This window comes from Kineosporiaceae bacterium, from assembly GCA_016713225.1.
Taxonomy (GTDB): Bacteria; Actinomycetota; Actinomycetes; order Actinomycetales; family Kineosporiaceae; genus JADJPO01.
In genome coordinates this window covers 348,386-364,322 of the sequence record JADJPO010000001.1, presented here as the reverse complement: position 1 = coordinate 364,322, position 15,937 = coordinate 348,386, and the positions used below count along the sequence as shown (strand labels likewise).

At 72.5% G+C, this 15,937-nt stretch carries 14 protein-coding genes; 7 read left to right on the top strand and 7 right to left on the bottom strand.

Annotated features, from left to right (window positions below; translation table 11 throughout):
• Positions 1–76: 76 nt before the first annotated feature.
• Positions 77–3,247, bottom strand: a complete 3,171-nt coding sequence (locus IPK24_01630) for a hypothetical protein (GenBank protein ID MBK8074274.1) — start codon at positions 3,245–3,247, stop codon at positions 77–79.
• A gap of 333 nt (positions 3,248–3,580) precedes the next feature.
• Here IPK24_01630 and IPK24_01625 point away from each other — a divergent pair, with 333 nt between their 5' ends.
• The 6 genes from IPK24_01625 to IPK24_01600 all read left to right on the top strand — a co-directional run bounded on the left by IPK24_01625 (position 3,581) and on the right by IPK24_01600 (position 9,013).
• Positions 3,581–3,817 carry a DUF2630 family protein gene (locus IPK24_01625; GenBank protein ID MBK8074273.1) on the top strand — a complete coding sequence of 79 codons (237 nt, stop codon included), beginning with the start codon at positions 3,581–3,583 and terminating at the stop codon, positions 3,815–3,817.
• Between the two features lie 250 nt (positions 3,818–4,067).
• Positions 4,068–4,349 carry a metal-sensitive transcriptional regulator gene (locus IPK24_01620; protein ID MBK8074272.1) on the top strand — a complete coding sequence of 94 codons (282 nt, stop codon included), beginning with the start codon at positions 4,068–4,070 and terminating at the stop codon, positions 4,347–4,349.
• 181 nt (positions 4,350–4,530) lie between these two features.
• Entirely contained in the window at positions 4,531–4,749 is a 219-nt protein-coding gene (locus tag IPK24_01615) for a heavy-metal-associated domain-containing protein (GenBank protein ID MBK8074271.1), read from the top strand.
• A 64-nt stretch (positions 4,750–4,813) separates the two neighbouring features.
• A complete protein-coding gene (locus IPK24_01610; protein MBK8074270.1) occupies positions 4,814–7,087 on the top strand; it encodes a copper-translocating P-type ATPase in 2,274 nt (757 codons plus the stop codon).
• Positions 7,088–7,136: 49 nt separating this feature from the next.
• Positions 7,137–7,925 (top strand): sulfite exporter TauE/SafE family protein, encoded by a 789-nt coding sequence (locus IPK24_01605; protein ID MBK8074269.1) that lies wholly within the window; start codon positions 7,137–7,139, stop codon positions 7,923–7,925.
• 26 nt (positions 7,926–7,951) lie between these two features.
• Positions 7,952–9,013 carry an endonuclease/exonuclease/phosphatase family protein gene (locus IPK24_01600; protein ID MBK8074268.1) on the top strand — a complete coding sequence of 354 codons (1,062 nt, stop codon included), beginning with the start codon at positions 7,952–7,954 and terminating at the stop codon, positions 9,011–9,013.
• A gap of 10 nt (positions 9,014–9,023) precedes the next feature.
• On the opposite strand, the gene IPK24_01595 is transcribed toward IPK24_01600, so the two are convergent.
• The 6 genes from IPK24_01595 to IPK24_01570 all read right to left on the bottom strand — a co-directional run bounded on the left by IPK24_01595 (position 9,024) and on the right by IPK24_01570 (position 14,888).
• On the bottom strand, positions 9,024–10,214 hold the full coding sequence (locus IPK24_01595) for a lycopene cyclase (GenBank protein MBK8074267.1): 1,191 nt from the start codon (positions 10,212–10,214) through the stop codon (positions 9,024–9,026).
• 128 nt (positions 10,215–10,342) lie between these two features.
• On the bottom strand, positions 10,343–11,431 hold the full coding sequence (locus tag IPK24_01590; protein MBK8074266.1) for a diguanylate cyclase: 1,089 nt from the start codon (positions 11,429–11,431) through the stop codon (positions 10,343–10,345).
• A 183-nt stretch (positions 11,432–11,614) separates the two neighbouring features.
• Positions 11,615–12,535 carry a biotin-dependent carboxyltransferase family protein gene (locus tag IPK24_01585; protein MBK8074265.1) on the bottom strand — a complete coding sequence of 307 codons (921 nt, stop codon included), beginning with the start codon at positions 12,533–12,535 and terminating at the stop codon, positions 11,615–11,617.
• A complete protein-coding gene (gene pxpB, locus IPK24_01580) occupies positions 12,532–13,170 on the bottom strand; it encodes a 5-oxoprolinase subunit PxpB (protein ID MBK8074264.1) in 639 nt (212 codons plus the stop codon). Before pxpB ends, IPK24_01585 begins: the two co-directional genes overlap by 4 nt.
• A 24-nt stretch (positions 13,171–13,194) precedes the next feature.
• Positions 13,195–13,992: a LamB/YcsF family protein gene (locus tag IPK24_01575; GenBank protein ID MBK8074263.1), complete on the bottom strand. Its 798-nt coding sequence runs from the start codon at positions 13,990–13,992 to the stop codon at positions 13,195–13,197.
• A gap of 80 nt (positions 13,993–14,072) precedes the next feature.
• Complete coding sequence (locus IPK24_01570; GenBank protein MBK8074262.1) at positions 14,073–14,888, bottom strand: HNH endonuclease; 816 nt, start codon at positions 14,886–14,888, stop codon at positions 14,073–14,075.
• On the opposite strand from IPK24_01570, the gene IPK24_01565 reads away from it, so the two are divergent.
• Positions 14,887–15,915 (top strand): Gfo/Idh/MocA family oxidoreductase, encoded by a 1,029-nt coding sequence (locus IPK24_01565; GenBank protein MBK8074261.1) that lies wholly within the window; start codon positions 14,887–14,889, stop codon positions 15,913–15,915. The two genes, IPK24_01570 and IPK24_01565, sit on opposite strands and share 2 nt — an antisense overlap.
• The last annotated feature ends 22 nt before the right edge of the window (positions 15,916–15,937 follow it).

Sequence of the window (15,937 nt, the reverse complement as noted above, 5' to 3'; positions counted from 1 at the left end):
TGGTCAGCCTCTCCGCAGGTATCAGTACCGCGTCATCACGGCCCTCTCGTCACGGCCCTCAGAGATGTCACGGCCGTCACGGCGCCGAGCGCAGCACCTCGGGACTGGGCGCCGGGGCCTCGATCGAACGCATGGCCGCCGACCAGCGGTCGAAGGCCCGCCGCGCCTCACCGTGGCGTCCCGCCCGCACCAGGACGCCGACCAACGCCCGGTGGGCGGATTCGTCCAGCGGGTCTGCGGCCAGCAACCGCACCAGGCCGGCGATGGCCTGATCGTCGTCGCCGGCTCGCCGGGCCAGCTCGGCCGCCGCCCGCACCGAACGCAGCCAGGCGGCGCGAGTCTCCTCGCGCAGCGCATCGGCCCATTCCTCGTACGGTTCGTCGTCGAAGGCATCGCCGACGTAGGCGCTGTCCACCTCGGCCAGCAGCTCTCGGGCGCGGGCGACCTCACCGGCCCGAGCCAGCCGGACGGCGTGTGCCGCGTCGCGCAGCAACTCCTCGGCGTCCACCACGACGTGTTCGCGCACCAGCGACAACCCGGCGGGGTCGGCCCGGATGTACTGGTCCGGCGGGAAGATCTTGCCCGCGTCGAGCACGGACCGGACCACCGACAACAGCACCGAGAGCCGGTGCGCGGTGCGTTGCGGTTCGTCGTCCGGCCAGAGCAGTTCACAGATCTCGCCGCGGGGCACCGGGCGACCGCGCCGGGCCACCAACAGCTTGACCAGGGTGCGGGCCTGCTTGGAGCGCCAGGCAGTGAGCGGCACCGGACGGCCCGCGGCGCTGACCTCGAACCCGCCCAGCACCCGCACCCGCAGCGAGGACGCGGTGCCGTCGACCGGCAGCACCGGCCCGCCGTCCACCGACCGGACGCCGAGCTGCAGCAGGCGTCGGCCGGCTTCGCGGGCCGCGACCCGGGCCGCGGCATCGGCCCCCGGCAGCCGGCCCATCAGCACGGCCAGCCGGTCGACCGCGGGCAGGGCGCCCGCGCGCTGCCACAGCGCCGCCGCCTCGGCCAACGCCGCCCGGGCGGTCGGGGGGTCCGGCGCCACCGCGCCGGTGAGTTCGAGCGCCTCGGCCAACGCTGGGGTCACCCGGGCGTGACGTGCCCCCTCGACCGCCTCGGCAGCCAGCTCGCGCGCCCTCGCGACGTCGCCCTCGGCCAGGGCGACCCAGCCCCGGGCGACCAGGGCCGCCGGACGCATCTCCGCCGGCGCGATGGCGACGGCCTCGTCCGCCGGCACCCTGGCTGCCGCGACGACGTCCGGGGTCCGGGCCTCCGCCATCACCCGGCTGAGCCCGCACAGCGCCGGAACCAGCACCTGCATGTCGCCCATCTGCCGTGAGAGCTCGACCGCCTCTTCGTAGGCCATCCGGGCTTGCTCGGGCAGGCCGAGCACGCGGCGCACCTCGCCGAGGCCCCGCAGGCCGATGGCCGCGCGGGCCAGCCCCACCCGGCGTCCCAGCCGAGCGGTGCGTTCGAAGGCGAACTCGGCCTCGGCATACCGGCCGACCCGCACCAGGGCCTCACCGACGTTGTGCGTGGCCACCTGCAACAACCCCGGTGGTGCCCCGAGTTCGGCGGCCGCCCGCGCGCGCAGTGTCACCTCGAGCGCCGCCTCGTACTCCGCGATGGCGAGCAGGTGGTCGCCCTGGTTGACCAGCACGCGGGCCAGCTGGACGACGTCCCCGGCTGCCTCGGCGGCGTCCCGGGCCAGGCGCAGGTGCAGTTCGCGGTCGGATCCGGTCTCGCTCAGCGCCAGGGCCGTGTAGGCGGCCGCCCGCAACCGCGGTTCGCCGGCACTCTCGGCGAGCGCCACCCCGCGGCGGGCAACCTGCTGCGAGACCTGCGCCTCACCGAGGGCGAACAGGGCGCTGGCCCGGCAGGTGTGCAACATGACCAGATCAGCCGGCGCAGCCGGGTCGGCGGCCGGGTCGACGTCCGGGTCGGCCGCGCCGTCACACGCAACCAGGGCCTCGCGGTAGGCACCGCGCATGTAGCGGACCATGGCCACCCGCCAGGCCAGGGCAGCGCTCCAGGACCGGCCGGACTCGACAGTGCGCACCAAGGATCCGAAGACCCGCGCGGCGCCCTCGATGTCCCCGGCCATCCGGCGCGCATCGCCCAGCAGCAACTGCAGCCGGACGTCGTCGCGCGCGGCGTCCGGCAGGTCGTCGATGAGCGCCGCCAGGGCCGTCGCGCCACCCGCCGCGAGCATCTCGTCGCCCTGCTCGGCGATCAGAGCGACGGCCAGGTCGCTCTGCCCGGCCCGCACCAGGACCACGGCGGCCCACAACGGCAGGCGGTGCGCGACATACCACTGCGCCGCGGCCCACAGCCGGTGCGCGTCGGTGGGCGGGACGCCGCGGCGCCGCACCGCCGCCGCGAGCACGGGCACCGGGAGCCAGAGCTCGGGGACGCCGCCGGTCCGCACCCCGGGCAGCGGGGCCAGCACGCCGATCGCGGCCAGATCGGCCAGCGCCGCCTCGACCGGCGAGCCCTCACCTGGTTGGTGGGCGGACCGGGCGGACCGGGCGGACTGGGCGGACCGGGCGGACTGGGCGGGAACGTCCGGCAACGCGACGTCCAGGTGGCGCAGCAACTCCGCCGAGAGCGGGCCGACGTCCTCGGCCAGTTCCAGGATGGTGCGCATCGCAGGGGTGAGGTCGGGGATCACCTGTTGGTGCAACCAGGACGACGTCGCACCAGCCGGATCGGTGAGCACCTCGGCCAACCCCGACAACGCCGTCCCGGATCGACCCAGGGCGTCACCGGCCCAGTGCACCAACGCGGGCCACCCGGCGGTGAGCTGGTGGATCGCCTCGGCCTGGTCGGCGTCCTGGATGCCGTGTTCGTCGCGCAGGACACGAGTGGCGGCCTCGACCGACAGCGCCAGGTCGGTGGCATGGCGTTCTCGAACCGGACGGCGCAACGCGGCCAACGCCGACCGGTTCAGCGGCCGGCGGGAGGCCAATGCCAGGTGCACCGAGGCGGGCAGCCGGCCGAGCGCCACCAGCAGCCGGTGCTGGTCGGCTTCGGAGAGCCGGTCGAGATCGTCGATCAGCAGGGCGTCCGACGCCGCCGGGTCGGGCGCTCCCGGCCGGTCGAACTCGGCCAACAGCCGGTCAGCCGGCATCACCTGGGCCTGGCCGGACTCCGCGGCGAGCGCCTCGAGCACCGTGGTCTTGCCGTACCCCGCTGCAGCAACGACGAGCACCCCGGCGCGGGCATGCACGGGCACGGTCATGTCGCTCACGCCTCCTCTCGCCGGGGCCGTGTCCGAGAGATTTCGAGAGATTCGAGAGATTCGAGAGAGCGGACGGGACGGGTTGGCGCTGAATACTGCCACTCCTGACCCCGGTGCGTTTCGTCGCGCGCCCGACACTTTGCCCGGGCACCCGAGGCGCAGCGCAGCGCAGGCACGATTCGGCCGCCGAGGCAACGTGCGATCTCTCACTCTGGGTAAACGTTTACTGAGCTGTTCGCGCCCTGGCGTGACCACGCTCCGTGGGTCAGGGTTTGTGATGCCAGTCACCGAACGCAAGCGCGGCGATCCCGTGCGCGACGAGGAGGACCCGCGATGGAGGACCGAGAGATCCTGGACGTGATTCAGGGGTTGGTCGCGGAGGAGCACTGGGTACGGGGGCAGCAGGAGAAGGACGCCATCGACCCCGACGCCGCTGCCGCCCGACTGCGTGAGGTGAGCGCCCGGCTCGAGGAGATGTGGGCCACCCTGCGCAAGCGCCGCGCCCTGCGGGCGGCGGGGGTCGACCCCGACGCGATCGACCTGCGCGCCTCCGGGGTCATCGCCAGCTGAGCTTCTCGGGTGTGCAACCTGATCCCGGCTGATCTCGTGTAGCTGACGGCCTTCTTGATCTGTGGCGACTGGTTCCTGGCCGATGACCTGGTGCAGGACGCCCTGGCGCGGCTGTATGCCGTGTGGCCACGCGTCGTCCCACGGGGTGATCCACGCTCGCCCGTCGCGGGAATACCCTAGGGGGGTATAGTCCTTCCTACTGACGCGGCCAGTCACGGCCGTCGAGGTCTCAGCGTCAGAGAGGGCGGGCATGCCTGGGTACACCGGCGAGAAGGACGACTATCTCCGGCGGTTACGCCGGATCGAGGGCCAGGTCCGCGGCGTCCAGCGGATGGTCGAGGAGGACGTCTACTGCATCGACGTCCTGACCCAGATCTCCGCCATCACCAAGGCCTTACAGGCGGTCAGCCTCGGCCTCCTCGAAGATCATGTCGGCCATTGCGTCGTCAACGCCGCCCGTGAATCCGATGAGGCCGCCCAGGCCAAGGTCCGCGAGGCCGCCGAGGCCATCGCCCGCCTGGTGCGCAGTTGACCCCCGACCAGCCCGGTGCGGGCCGCCTCGAAACCTGCTCGTGCTCCGCAGGTGACCGACGGTCCGGCAGAATACGCCGCCTGGAGCGTTCCCTGCGGAGCAGGATGAGTCACCAGCGGAGCATGAGCAGGTTTGCGTGAGCAGGTTTGGTTCAGTGAGCAGGTTCAGTGAGGAGATCGGGATGACCACCACGACGTTGCAGGTGAACGGACTGACCTGCGGCAACTGCGTCAGGCACGTCACCGAGGGGCTGACCACGCTGGACGGCGTGAGCGAGGTGGCGGTGGAGCTGGTCGCCGGGGGCACCTCGACGGTGACCGTGACCAGCCAGGCACCGCTCGACACGCAGGCCGTGCGCGAAGCTGTGGACGAGGCGGGATATGAGCTCGTCGACAGCTGATCACGCCGCAGCGGCCCGCCGGCCGATCGTCGCCCTGCGGGCGCTCGACCTGCCGGTCACCGGCATGACCTGCGCCTCGTGCGCGGCCCGGATCGAGAAGAAGCTCAACAAGCTGGACGGCGTGATCGCCTCGGTCAACTACGCCACCGAGACGGCTCACGTGGTCTTCCCCGACCACTTGGACCCGGCCGAGCTGGTGGCCACCGTCGAGAAGACCGGCTATGGCGCCAGCCTGCCCCCTCCCCCGCCGACCACCCACCCGGACGACGCAGCAGCCGACACGTCCCAGGCCGCGGACGACGTCCGGGACGACGAGGCCGCCGCCCTGCGGCAACGACTGCTCATCAGTGCGGCGTTGGCGCTGCCGGTGCTCGCCCTGGCGATGATCCCCGCGCTGCAGTTCCGCAACTGGCAGTGGATCAGTCTCACCCTGGCCTCCCCCGTCGCGATCTGGGGCGCCTGGCCGTTCCACCGCTCGGCCGTGATGAACGCCCGGCATCTGGCCACCACCATGGACACCCTGGTCAGCCTCGGCATCACCGCTGCCTACACCTGGTCGCTCTACGCCCTGCTGTTCACCACGACCGGTGACTCGGGCATGACCATGGCCGACATGACAGCCATGCGCGAGCACGGCATGGCCGCGGCCGACCTCTACCTCGAGGCCGCCGCAGCGGTCACCGTCTTCCTGCTCGCCGGGCGGTATGCCGAGGCCCGGGCCAAGCGGCGCTCGGGGGCGGCACTGCGGGCGTTGCTCGACCTGGGCGCCAAGGACGTGGCCGTGCTGCGCGCCGACCCGGCCCAGCCACGCGGACCCCGGATCGAGCAGCGGATCCCGATCTCGCGACTCACCGTGGGTGAGGAGTTCATCGTTCGCCCCGGCGAGAAGGTCGCCACCGACGCCGTCGTGGTCGAGGGACGCAGCGCGCTCGACGAATCCCTGCTCACCGGCGAACCGGTGCCGGTCGAGGTCGGCCCGGGCGATGAGGTGACCGGGGCAACCATCAACACGTCCGGGCGGTTGGTGTTGCGCGCCGTCCGGGTGGGCGAGGCCACCCGGTTGGCCCAGATCGGCCGGTTGGTGACCGATGCGCAGAGCGGCAAGGCACCGGTTCAGCGCCTGGCCGATCGGGTCTCGGCCGTGTTCGTGCCGGTGGTGCTGGTACTGGCCGTCGCCACCCTCGTCGGCTGGCTGCTGATCACCGGGGACGTCACGCGCGCGTTCACCGCCGCGGTGGCCGTCCTGATCATCGCCTGCCCGTGCGCCCTCGGCCTGGCCACCCCCACGGCCCTGCTGGTCGGCACCGGACGAGGCGCCCAGCTCGGCGTCCTGATCAAGGGGCCGGAGGTCCTGGAACAGACCCGCCGTGCCGACACCGTCGTCCTGGACAAGACCGGAACCGTGACCGAGGGGCGGATGAGCCTGGTCGGGGTCGAGCCGGTCGAGCCGTTCACCTCCGCCGGATTGCTGCAGTTGGCGGCCGCGGTCGAGTACGCGAGCGAGCACCCGGTGGCCCGGGCGATCGTGGCTGCCGCCGAGGATTCACGTGAATCCACGGTGTCGATGCCGGGCGGCGCCCAGCTGTCCGACTTCCGTTCCACCCAGGGTCTGGGAGTGCGCGGAGTGGTCGAGGGACGCCGGGTGCAGGTGGGCCGCGCCGGCTGGATCGAGGATGCCGGAACCGTTCTCCCGGAACAGATCTCGGACGCCGCGCGCCGGGCCGAGCAGGCCGGCCGGACCACCGTCGTGGTGGCCGTCGACGGCGAGGCAGCCGGTGTCCTCACCGTGGCCGACGCCGTCAAGCCCTCGTCGCGCGAAGCCATCGACCAGTTGCGTGAGCTCGGCCTGCGCCCGGTGCTGCTGACCGGCGACAACGAGGCCGCCGCGCTCATCGTCGCCGAGCAGGTCGGGATCGCCGCCCGCGACGTGATCGCCGGAGTGCTACCCGAGGGCAAGGTCGACGTCGTCCGCCGGCTGCAATCCGAGGGACGCGTCGTGGCCATGGTCGGCGACGGCGTCAACGACGCCGCGGCGTTGGCCCAGGCCGACCTCGGATTGGCCATGGGCACCGGCACCGATGTCGCCATCGAGGCGAGCGATCTCACGCTGGTGCGCGCCGATCTGCGCGCGGCAGTGGACGCCGTCCGGCTCTCGCGGCGCACCTTGGCGACCATCAAGGGCAACCTGTTCTGGGCGTTCGCCTACAACGTCGCCGCCATTCCGTTGGCTGCCTCCGGGCTGCTGAACCCGATGATCGCCGGCGGGGCGATGGCCTTCAGTAGCGTGTTCGTCGTGACCAACTCACTACGGCTGCGCCGCTTCGCCTCGGCCGGCTGAGACAGCCCGCCGTGACCCTCCTCGTGAACCCCGCGTGACAGCTGTCACCATCGGCGACCTCGGCACCCTCGGGATCGGCGCCCTGATCACCCTGGCCGTCGGAGCCCTGCTCATCGGCTTCTCCAAGACGGCCATCGGTGGGGTGGCCCTGGTCAGTGTGGCGATCTTCGCGGCGGTGTTGCCGCCGCGCCTGTCGACCGGCGTGGTGCTGCCCTTGTTGATCACGGGTGACGTGGTGGCGGTGCGCAGCTATCACGCCCACACCGACTGGCGTGCCCTGTTCCGGCTCGCCCCCGCGGTGCTGGTCGGCATGGCCGCCGGCTGGGCGTTCATCGCCGCGGTGGACGACACGGTGATGCGTCGGGCCATCGGCGCCATCCTGCTGGCCCTGGTGGCGATTCGGCTCATCACGCAGCGGTCCGGCGCCGGCTCGACCCCGTCCTCCGCGAGCGAGGACGCCGACACCACCGCGTCGGCCCCACCGGCCCGCCGGCTGGCAGCCTGGGGCTACGGGTCGCTGTCCGGATTCACCACCGCCGTGGCCAACACCGGCGGTCCGGCCATGTCGCTCTACCTGCTCGCCGCTCGGTACTCGGTACTGGCCTTCATGGGCACCATCTCGTGGTTCTTCTTCATGATCAACGTGATCAAGGTGCCGATGGGCCTGGGGCTACAGATCATCACGCCATCGACCCTGATGCTCGACCTCGGCCTGATCCCCGCGGTGCTGTTGGGCACCTGGATCGGCCGGCGGACGTTGCCCCGGGTGCCTCAGCAGCTGTTCGACCGGCTCGTACTGATCACGACCGTGCTGGCCGCACTCAACCTGTTGCGCTGAGCCGACACCTCGAGGGGGGCGACGACGTGAAGACCACCGGATCGGGAGGGGAAACCCTCACCGGGACACCCGGCGGTGGGGCGACCACCACCAGCCGGACGCCGCGCCGTCCCTGGTGGCGGCGCCTGGCGCGCGCACTCGGTGGGCTGATCGGTTGGCTGGCCCTGCTCGGTGCCGTGGCCGCACTCGTCTCGATCGCCGACGGTGGCGATCGAGGCCTCACCGGGATCCTGCTCGCCGCTCTCGGGGCCTGGGTGGGTCCGCTGCTGGTCCTGGCTGCGGCCATCCTCGCCCTCTGCCGGCTGCGACGCAGCACGCTGATCGCCGTCATCGCGCTGCTCGGCGCGCTGGCCTGGCTGAAGCCCCATCCCCACGGGGGCGGGCACGCCGACGGTCCCCCTGGTGGCGGGTTGCAGCTGCGGGTGATGACCCAGAACCTGCTGTTCGGCGAAGCGGACGCTTCAGCCCTGGTGGCGCGGGTACGAGCCGAGCAGCCCGACGTCCTGATGCTCACCGAGCTGACCCCGGACGCCGTCCGCCGGCTGGACGCCGCAGGACTGGCCGACCTGATGCCCCACCGCACCCTGGCGCCGCAGGACCATGCCTCGGGCTCCGGTCTGTACTCGACGCGCGACCTGATCGAGCCCAGCACGGTGCCCGGAACGGCGTTCGCGGCGGTGCAGGCACGGATCGACCTCGGCGGGAAACGGATCACGGTGGCCGCGGTGCACCCGACCCCTCCGCAGATGACCGCGTGGGCCGCCGACCACGCCGCGCTGCGGTCACGGTTCGGCCCGCAACTGGCCGCCGGCGAACCGGTGGTGCTCGCGGGCGACTTCAACGCGACCGTGTTCAACGAACCGTTCCGCCGCCTGCTGCAGGCGGGATTCGTGGACGCCGCCACCGCGGGGTCCTGGGCCTGGCAGGGGCAGACCTGGCCGACCGACCGCCGTCCCTGGCCGCCGGTGATCCGGATCGACCACGTGCTCGGCCCACGCGGCACCGTGGTCGAGCGGGTGGCGACCTACCCGCTGGCGGGCTCGGACCACCGCGGCCTGATGGCCACCCTGCGTCTGCCGCCCGCCTGACCTCGCGGCGTCACCGGCCGAGATGCCAGCGTGCCGCCAGATCGCCCAGCGCTGCGCGGGCCATCGCCCCGGTCGGGGCCGCCCCCATCACCGACAGGTCCGACCAGACGCCGGCCGAACCGTCCATGAACCGCAACACCCGGTCGGCGCGACCGGTGGCGAACAGGGCCGGGAACAGGTCGGCCCCCTCGACGTACCCCCGATCGAGCGCCCGCAGCATCACCGCGTCCGCCCAGCGGTGCCAGCGCCGATGGGGCCGGGGCGGCACCGGACGCCGTCCGGCCAGGATCGCCCGGGCCATGACCGTGGCCTGCCGTTGCATCGTCGCGAAGGCGTAGCCGGTCGAGGGTCGAGTCGCCCCACCCGAGGTCCCGATGCGGTAGATCCGGTTGCCGGCGCGTCGGGAGAAGACGGCGTCCGTCATCGGGATCACCCCGTCCTCGACGTCTTCGACGGTGTAGGTGCCCGGCACACCGCCACTTCCCCAGCGCTCGACCAGGTAGGCGGCCAGGGCGTCGTCGTAGGCCCGCGGCGGGAGAACATCGCGGGAGAACTGGGTGTACTCGACCAGACCGGTGAACTCGTCGCTGGGCAGGATGTACCCGAAGGCCGTGCCGCGCTGGGGTTGCGGCACGGAGAAGTCCATCAGCACCGGCACCTGCGGATTCAAGGCACGATGGTTGAATCGCACCTTCCAGCCCCGGAAATGTTGCAGCAGTTCGGTTCTGGCGGAGCGGCGCGGCTCGACCGGGCGGGAGTCGAACACCCAGCGGGCCGTGACCTCCTCGCCACCGGCGCGCACCGTGACCCGGTCCTGGCCGTCGCGGATCTCGTCCACCGCGACCGGGATCCGGACGGCACCGATGCGGGCGGCCGCGTCGTCCGCCAGGGCGTAGAAGTCGGACGAGCGCACCATGACGTAGCGCAGATCGCCCAGGGAGTACCGCCGTTCACCCCCGTGGCGATCGACCACCGAGACCGCCTGCCAGGACCGATGGACGGCGGGCTCGATCGGGCTGAGGCCGTCGTCCCAGAAACACCAGGTGCGGTCATCGTCGCGACGGTGCACCGGATCGATCAACACCACCGAGGGCGTCTCGACGTGGTCGGCGACGTCGGCCGCGTTGAGCAGCCGGTCGAGGGCCGCCACCAGGCTGAGGCCCGCGCCACCGGCGCCGATGATCGCGACGTCCACGTGCACGCCACCAGACTGCCGGGCCCACTGCCGTCCCACCGCCGTTGTGGCATCCGGCTCGCCGCGGGTGATGAGTTGCGGCTCGGGGGAGGTCGCCAGCGAGTCCGCCTCCCGACCCGGGCCACTCGGCGCGCTCAGCGTTGCTCCGCGAGTCTGGCCTGCTCCGGTGAGCCGTGCAGACCGCCGAGCGAGAGTGCCTCGGCGCGAGGCCGGGGCGGGCCGGCGAGAGCGGAGTGAGGGGCCGCACCCGCCGCGACGCGACGGGCCTGGCGGCGTCGGGCTCGCTTCACCGCGTACATCGCGGCATCGGCCCGGCGCATCAGGGTCGCCGGCTGGTCACCCGGGCGACTCATGACCGCACCGATGCTGACACCGATCCCGACGGCCACCTCGATCACGTGCGCCTCCGGGTCCGGTGCCCCCGCGGCGGCGAGGGCCTCGTCCTCGCACTGCACCTCGACCGGACGGCTCACCGTGGCCTCGATGCGCCGGACCAGTTCGGCCAGCGCGCTCTCGTCCGGGACGTCGCCGGCCACGATCAGGAACTCGTCGTCGCCCAGTCGGCCGGCGCTGTCCCCGGCACGCAGCACGCTCGCCAACCGCCGCCCCACCTCGGCCAGCACGGCGTCACCACAGGGTCGGCCGTACCGATCGTTGATGCTCTCGAGATGGTCCAGGTCGAGGTAGAGCACGCCGACCGGCAAGCGGATCGAGGCGGCGCGAGCCAGGGCGGCCACCAGGCGTTGCTGCACCAGTTCACGGTTGGGCAGACCGGTCAGGCCGTCATGAGTGGCCAGGTGCACCAGCCGCTGACGTTCCAGCCTGCGCCCGGTGGCATCCTCGATGTGCGCCAACAGGTACGGTCGCTCGCCCAGGACGACGGTCGCCGCGGTGGCCTGCACCAGCCGGGGCGCGGCGTCCGGCGGGCTGAGGTTCACCTGCACCCGGGCCACGAGCCGCCGGCCCGCGCTCACGGCATCCAACCCCTCGCACCACTCGGTCACCTCATCGGCCTCGCCCGGCGTGTGGCACAGCAGGTCGGTCAAGCCCCCGGCGTCCGGGTCGATGCCGGTCCCCCCGAGCAGATCGCGCAAGGTGACGTTGACATCGCAGAAGCGCCCGTCGAGATCGCACAGGGCGACGCCCACCGAGGCGTGCTCGAACAGGGCACGAAAGCGGTCGTCGCCACGATTCGATGTCGACGAGCGATGAGCCGTCGGCACTTTGCACCTCCTTTGGTCGCGTCGGGATGTTCCGTCGATGTGATTCTCTGTAGTGATTTGACTCCACTGTGTGACAAACGCTAGGAGAAAGCAATGATCTCTGCCGTGTGGCGTGGCGCCCCCACCCCGCCGTGATCAGGCCATCCGTGTCCACCGATGTATCGATGTGCACGGATGACATGATCACCGCGGGGTGGGCGCGATACGCCGGCTGTCCTGCGGGCGGTGGTGCAGCCGGAATCGCTGCCCCGGGCGCAGTTGCGCGGCGGCGTCCACGTGCTCGTCGTGCAATACCGCCGCGACGGGGTAGCCACCGGTCACCGGGTGATCGGCCAGGAACACCACCGGCTGACCGGACGGTGGCACCTGGATCGCCCCCCGGACCAGTCCCTCGCTGGGCAGCTCGTCGGTGACCGCGCGGGTCACGACCGGCCCCTCGCACCGCAGACCCACCCGGTTGGACTGGGCCGAGACCACCCAGGTCGTCTGCCACAACGTTGCCGTGCCGGCGGCGTCCAGCCAATCGGCCCGAGGGCCGGGCACGGCGTCGAGTGCCACGACATCGAGCGGATCCGGCAGGGCGGCCACAGGCACCTGCGCGATCCGCGGCCAGCGAGCCAGGTCGGGGCTGTCGGCGCCACCGATCGGCACCACGTCACCCGCGCGGAGCGCGCGCGGGCCGAGGCCCGACAGGGTGTCGCTCGCCCGCGATCCGAGCACCGGGTCGACCTGGACGCCGCCGCGCACGGCCAGATAGGCCCGAAGACCCGCCGCCGCCGGACCCAGATCGAGCTGGCCACCGGTCGGGACGTCGATCACCGCCTCGTTCGCCGCGACCCGGCCGTCGAGGGTGACCGGGCAGGACGCGCCGGTGACCGCGATGGTCAACTCGGCCAGGGCGAGCACCGACAACCCGCCGAGCGTGACCTCGAGGGCGGCGGCGCTCTGGTGGTTGCCGACCAGGCGGTTGGCCCGCCGGAAGGCCGCCCGGTCGGCGGCCCCCGACCGCGTCACGCCGAGGTGGGCGTAACCCGGCCGGCCGAGGTCCTGCACGGTGACCAGGACGCCGACCCGTTCGACCAGCAGCGCCGGTTCGGCGATCATCGCGCGCCGTCCGGGACGAACTGCACCCGGGCGCCGGGGCGCAGCAGCGCCGGTGGGTCGGCGTGCACGTCCCAGATGGTCGCCTCGGTGTGGCCGATCACCTGCCACCCGCCGGGGGAGCTGCGCGGATACACCCCGGAGTACGGTCCGGCCAGCCCCACGGCACCCGCCGGGACGACAGCCCGCGGGGTGGCGCGACGCGGCACCTGTAGCCGCGGATCACCGCCGATGAGATAGGCGAACCCGGGCGCGAAGCCGGTGAAGGCGACGGTCCACGGGGTGGCGGTGTGGGCCTCGATCACCTCGACCGGGCTGAGCCCGGTGAGGGTGGCAACCTCGGCCAGATCGTCGCCGTCGTAACGAACCGGCACCTGGATCGGCGGTGCCCCGCGCTCGTCCTCATCCTCGCGCCCGGGGTGCTCGGCCGAGGTGACGTCGCTGATCCACCCGGCCACAGCGGCCGGGCTGAGCACGCTCGGATCGAAGGTGACCAGCACGGTGCGCGCCGCCGGCACGAGGTCGACCACCCCGATCTGCCGATCCCGGTCGAGCGCCCGGTGAACCGCCAGCACCTCGCGAGAGCCACCGTCGATCTCGATCAGCTGCGCACGATCGCCCAGGGGCAGCAGGCGCACGGACCAGGTCACTCGATCACCTTGTCACTGCGCGCCCACGAATGTCTGCACCACGACACCTGCCGCCGCCAGAGCGTCCCGCACCGCGCGCGCCGACTCGGCGGCGTCCGGGCTGTCGCCGTGAAGGCAGACCGACTGCGCCGCAACGGGAACCACGCTTCCGTCGTCCGCGATCACCTCGCCCGCGACCACCATCCGGACGGCGCGCGCCGCCACCAGGTGCGGGTCACTCACCACCGCCCCCGGTCGAGAACGCGGCATCAACCGCCCGTCGCTGGTGTACCCGCGATCGGCGAAACACTCGGCCACCGGCCGCAACCCGGCCTCGGCGGCCGCCGCGAGCAGGGCCGACCCCGGCAGTCCCAGCACCGGAAGGTCCACCGTGCCCACCGTGGCCATGGCGTTCGCGAACTCACGCACCGCCCGGACGACCGCGAGCGCCTGCGCCTCGTGGTGCACCACGGCGTTGTACAAGGCCCCGTGCGGCTTCACATACCGAACCCGGGTCCCGGCCACCCGGGCGAAGGCGTCGAGCGCACCGAGCTGGTAGAGCACGTCGTCGCGCAGGTCGTCGGGGGCGACGTCCAGGAATCGGCGACCGAACCCGGCCAGGTCGCGGTAGCCGACCTGCGCCCCGATCGCGACCCCGCGCCGAGCCGCCAGCTCGCAGGTACGCCGCAAGGTGGCCGGATCGCCGGCATGGAAGCCACACGCGACATTGGCACTGGTCACCACCTGCAGCACCGCCTCGTCGTCGCCGAGTCGCCAGCGGCCGAACGACTCCCCGACGTCGGCGTTCAGGTCGATCACGCGTTCGGGCATACGCTCACCGTGCCGCACCGGCGACGGCCGTGTCATCCCGTGTCATCCCGTGAGCCCGTGCCGCGTGATCGGCATCGCCGTCAAGGGGTGGGCAGCAGTTGGGTCGGGCAGTCGGCCAGCACCGTCGCCACGGCATCGTGCTCGGCCTGGGTCATCCACAGCCTGTAGCGGGTCTTGACCGCGATCACCCGCGCCACGAAGGCGCAGCGCGCCTCGGGTCGAGGCGGCAGCCAGCTCGCGGCGTCCGAACCGTCCTTGGCGGCGTTGGTCGACTCCTGCACCGCGAGCAGCTCGAGCGGGTCGTTGTAGAAGGCGCTGCGGCGCGCCAGGGGCCAGTGCTGTGCACCGGTACGCCAGGCGTTGCCGAGCGGCACCACGTGATCGATGTTCACCAGGCCCGAGGTTCGCGTGCCCCGCGCGAAGGCCACCACGGCACCCGTATAGGGGTCGCGCAGGGTGCCGCGCTCGACGATGCAGCCGGCGGTCCGCGGCCGCAGCTCGACCTGCGTCAGATCACGCCGCAGCACATCGTTGCGGGTGTCGCAGCCGTTGCCGTCCGGGTCGAGCCAGCCGGCGCCGTAGGCCGCCCGCGAGTACCCCGTGAGCGGCTCCTTGGGCCGGATCACGATATGCGACAAGGCATCTCGGGCGAGTATCGAGGCAGTCGAGCCGCTCGGGGTCGGCCGGGACGGCATGGGCGTGGCGGGTGCGGCGGACGGCGTCGAGCCGGCGGCAGGCGTCCCCCGCCCGCTCAGCCACCAGCCGAGCCCCGCCAGGACGACGAAAAGCACCGCCACCGCAAGCACTGCTCGGGCGGAGTCCCCTCGGGGTCGACGACGCCGCACGGTCCCTGGCACGCCTGTCACCGTTGCACAGAGCTGGCAAGCTGCGCTCATGACGGACCCGAGCCATGAGAACGGCACCGACCACGCCGACCGCCCGCTGCGCTGGGGTGTGCTCGGCACCGGTGGCATCGCCCGCTCCTTCATCCGCGAGGTCGGCGCCCTGGACGACGCCCGCGTCGTCGCCGTGGGCTCGCGCACCACCGAACGCGCCGAGCAGGTCGCCGCCGAACTCGGTGTCCCGGCGGCCCACGGCTCGCTGCAGGCGTTGGTCACCGACCCCGCCGTGGACGCCGTCTACGTCGCGACGCCTCACCCCGCGCACGCCGAGGGAGCCCTGGCGGCGATCGGGGCGGGCAAACACGTCCTGGTCGAGAAGCCGTTCACGATGAACGCCGCAGAGGCCCGCCAGGTCGCGACGGCGGCCCGCGATGCCGGGGTGTTCTGTCTGGAGGCGATGTGGACCCGGTTCCTGCCCCACGCCGTCCGGATCCGGGAACTGATCGCGGACGGCGCGCTGGGCGAGATCCGTACGGTCGTGGCCGATCACGGGCAGGGGTTCGCGGCCGATCCCGCTCACCGGCTCTACGATCCGGCTCTCGGCGGCGGCGCGGTCCTCGACCTGGGCATCTACCCATTGTCGTGGGTCGTGATGGTGCTCGGCGTCCCCACCGCGGTGACCGCCGTGGCCGACCCGGCGATGACCGGCGTCGACGCCACCACCTCCGCCGTGCTCCGTTACCCCAACGGCGCCCACGCGGTGATCACCACGACCCTCACCGCCCGAACCGCCTGCCGGACGTTCATCACCGGCACCGCGGGCACCATCGACGTCGAGCCGATCTTCTACGCCCCCACCGGTTTCACCCTCACCCGCCGTGAGGGCAGCAGCGAACACTTCGAGACCCCGGCGCTGGCCGGGCCGGGCAAGGGCCTGCGGTTCGAGGCCGCCGAGGTGGCCCGGTGTGTCCGGGCGGGACTGACCGAGTCACCGGTGCTGCCACTCGACGAGACGATCGCCATCATGGAGTTGGTCGATGAGATTCATCGCCAGATCGGGCGCTCCGGCCTCACCGGCTGATCCTGCCGGGCGGTCGCCGTCC